At 35.9% G+C, this 2,860-nt stretch carries 4 protein-coding genes; 3 read left to right on the top strand and 1 reads right to left on the bottom strand.

The window, feature by feature from the left end; all coding sequences use genetic code 11:
- The first annotated feature begins 13 nt into the window (after positions 1-13).
- The 3 genes from JOC59_RS09100 to JOC59_RS09090 all read left to right on the top strand — a co-directional run bounded on the left by JOC59_RS09100 (position 14) and on the right by JOC59_RS09090 (position 2,476).
- Complete coding sequence (locus tag JOC59_RS09100; protein ID WP_205144433.1) at positions 14-247, top strand: heavy-metal-associated domain-containing protein; 234 nt, start codon at positions 14-16, stop codon at positions 245-247.
- 19 nt (positions 248-266) lie between these two features.
- Positions 267-554, top strand: coding sequence for an iron-sulfur cluster repair di-iron protein, ric (locus JOC59_RS09095; RefSeq protein WP_205144432.1), 288 nt, complete (start codon positions 267-269; stop codon positions 552-554).
- Between the two features lie 65 nt (positions 555-619).
- Complete coding sequence (locus tag JOC59_RS09090; protein WP_205144431.1) at positions 620-2,476, top strand: heavy metal translocating P-type ATPase; 1,857 nt, start codon at positions 620-622, stop codon at positions 2,474-2,476.
- Positions 2,477-2,572: 96 nt separating this feature from the next.
- Here the strand turns inward: JOC59_RS09090 and JOC59_RS09085 are convergent.
- The coding region (locus tag JOC59_RS09085; RefSeq protein ID WP_205144430.1) for a Crp/Fnr family transcriptional regulator at positions 2,573-2,860 on the bottom strand (288 nt) is incomplete at its 5' end.

The following is a 2,860-nucleotide window of genomic DNA, read 5'->3' as shown; positions in this document are numbered from 1 at the left end:
GGAGATTTTTATGATGAAAAAAGCTGTTATCAATTTAGAGGAGTTAGCATGTCCGACTTGTATAAAAAAGATTGAAGCTGCCGCTGCTTCAGTTAAAGGAGTTGATAAATCTAGTATTAAAGTAATGTTTAACGCTAGTAAATTAAAGGTTAACTTTAATGAAAAAGAGGTGACAATTGAAGGCATTGAAAAGGCTATTGAAGATATTGGATACCCAGTAATCAAAGCAAAGGTTGTCACAATTTAAAGAAAGAAGGAGCCAACAAATGAGTAGATATAGCGAGTTACAAGAAGAGTACTTTCCCAATTTAGAAACCTATACTTTAGCGATCACTCGTGCGCACGGAAAAAATCATCCAGAGACATTTAAAGTACATGAGTTATTTAACAAAATAGAAGCAAAATATCAGGCCAAGGAAGATGTAAGTTCAGAATACCAAGAAATCAGAAAATTGACTGATAACTATAAAATTCCAACAGACGCGTGCCCAACAATGGAAAAAACTTACAATTTTTTGTCTGAACTAGATCAAGCGTACAGTACAGAAAAATAGAGTACAAGATATAAAAACAGGTGCTGTTAATAGTACCTGTTTTTATATCAGAAAGGAATCCTGAAATGCAGAAATATATTTTAGCTCACAAAAAAGAGTTAACGGTGATTAATGGTTCTCTGCTTTTACTAGCCTTACTCGCCCACTTTTTTCTAACACAGGGAAAAATAGTTCCCTTTACACTAATACTTTCGGGGATCGTCGGAGTTTTACCGATTGCTATCCAAGCCTATCAATCTTTAAAGGTCAAAATAGTTAGTATTGATGTTTTAGTAACGATCGCAGTATTCGGTGCCTTTTTTGTTCAAAGTTATGAAGAAGCAGCTGTAGTGACGTTTCTTTTTTTAGCGGGACATTTTTTAGAGCAAGCTACACTTAGTAAAACGCGTAAAGCAATTAAGGCTTTAACTGAAATGGCACCAGAGGTCAGTTTAAAGAAAAATCAAGCTGATCAATTTGAGGAAGTTCCGATCGACGAAGTTCATGAAGGAGATATCCTTTTAGTTAAAACTGGTGGAAAGGTTCCGGTTGACGGTAAAGTAATTACTGGTTCAGGGTATGTTAATGAGGCTAGTATAACTGGCGAATCCAAGACGGCTAACAAACAAATAGGTTCGGCAGTCTATGCTGGCACTATCCTAGAAAATGGAACATTTCAACTACAGGCTGAGCGAGTTGGTGAAGACTCAGCCTTTGGTAAAATCATTGAATTAGTGGAGGAAGCACAAGACTCTAAGTCTAGTGCAGAACGTTTTATTGATAAGTTTTCAAAATACTATACGCCAGTAGTATTATTATTAGCGATCATTGTGGGACTAATCACTAAGGACATTGAGCTTGCCGTGACGGTCTTAGTTCTTGGTTGCCCAGGCGCTTTGGTTATTGGAATTCCTGTTTCAAACGTTGCTGGGATAGGAAATGGCGCCAAACATGGCATACTACTAAAAGGTAGTGAAACAATACAAGATTTTAGCAAAGTTGATACTATGGTTTTTGATAAAACTGGCACACTAACGGTTGGTGCTCCACGAGTGAATCAAGTTATTTCAAATCCTGAAATAAATGAGAACAAGGCTATTAGTACTTTAGTAAGTATAGAAGCTGAAAGTGATCATCCGTTAGCGCAAGCTGTAGTAAAGACCTACCCTGACACGCTAAAGTATCCGGTTACTCAGACACAGGTGATCAAGGGAGGCGGAATTACTGCAACTGTAAACGGGAATAAAGTTACTTTAGGTAATTTACAATTAATAAAAACTAACAAAATTAAACTAAGACCAGAAGAAATAGCACAAAGTAAGGGATTAGAAGCTGAAGGTAACTCTTTAATTTTCATGGCTATAAATAATCAGCTAGCGTTAATTTTAGGGATCAAAGATCAATTACGACCCAATGTAAAAAATGAATTAGCTAGTTTAAAAAAACTGGGAGTTAAAAATTTGGTACTCTTATCAGGAGATAACCAGGGAACAGTTGATCAAATTGAACAACAGTTAAGTTTAACTGAAGCTAAGGGAAATATGCTGCCTGAAGATAAGGCAATGTATATTAAAAAGTTGCAGGAAGAGGGAAAGAATGTAACCTTTGTCGGTGACGGAGTTAATGACAGCCCTTCGCTTGCTACAGCTAATACAGGGATAGCCATGGGCAATGGGACAGATGTCGCTATTGAAACATCAGACATTGTTTTACTAAATTCAGATTTTAGCCTCTTGGCTCCCACACTTAGATTAGTCAAGTCTACTAGTCATAATATGTTGCAAAATATCGTTATTGCGGTAGGGGTAGTTCTCTTTTTATTAAGTAGTCTTTTATTTAGTAATTGGATCAACATGGGGATTGGAATGTTTGTCCATGAAGCAAGCATTATTGTGGTTATTCTAAATGCACTTCGCCTACTAAATCATCGTTTAAAGCGATAAAAAGTGGACTGGTACAAAACTAATAATTTTGCCTATAAATACAAAAGTTGCATCATAATGGAATGAAAGAATCCCACTATGATGCAATTTTTATTTTTACAAAGCATTAAGATCATTGATCTGAATATTTCTGGCTGAAATGGACTTTATTACACCTTGTTTTTCTAGCTTATGAAAACCTCGAGTAATTGACTCCGGCGTTGTTCCTAAATAAGAAGCTAAATCCTTTCGTGTCATAGGTAATTCAACTCTAATGGGCTTATCTTTCTTATTTATGATAAGGCTTGATAAATAGGAAGTAATACGTTTAGTAATTGAAGAGTATGCCACAGTAGCTGTTTGTTTTTCAGAAACTTCCAAACGCTTCGACATTTGTTGTAAGAG

The organism is Periweissella beninensis, assembly GCF_016908275.1.
In the GTDB taxonomy this organism is placed as follows: Bacteria; Bacillota; Bacilli; order Lactobacillales; family Lactobacillaceae; genus Periweissella; species Periweissella beninensis.
The sequence above is the reverse complement of the archived record's forward strand: the minus strand, read 5'-3'. Positions and strand labels throughout refer to the sequence as shown.

What these genes read in the sequence shown, in the direction of transcription:
- JOC59_RS09100 (WP_205144433.1), top strand. Translation starts at nt 14, where the DNA reads ATGAAAAAAGCTGTTATCAATTTAGAGGAGTTAGCATGTCCGACTTGT.
- JOC59_RS09095 (WP_205144432.1), top strand. Translation starts at nt 267, where the DNA reads ATGAGTAGATATAGCGAGTTACAAGAAGAGTACTTTCCCAATTTAGAA.
- JOC59_RS09090 (WP_205144431.1), top strand. Translation starts at nt 620, where the DNA reads ATGCAGAAATATATTTTAGCTCACAAAAAAGAGTTAACGGTGATTAAT.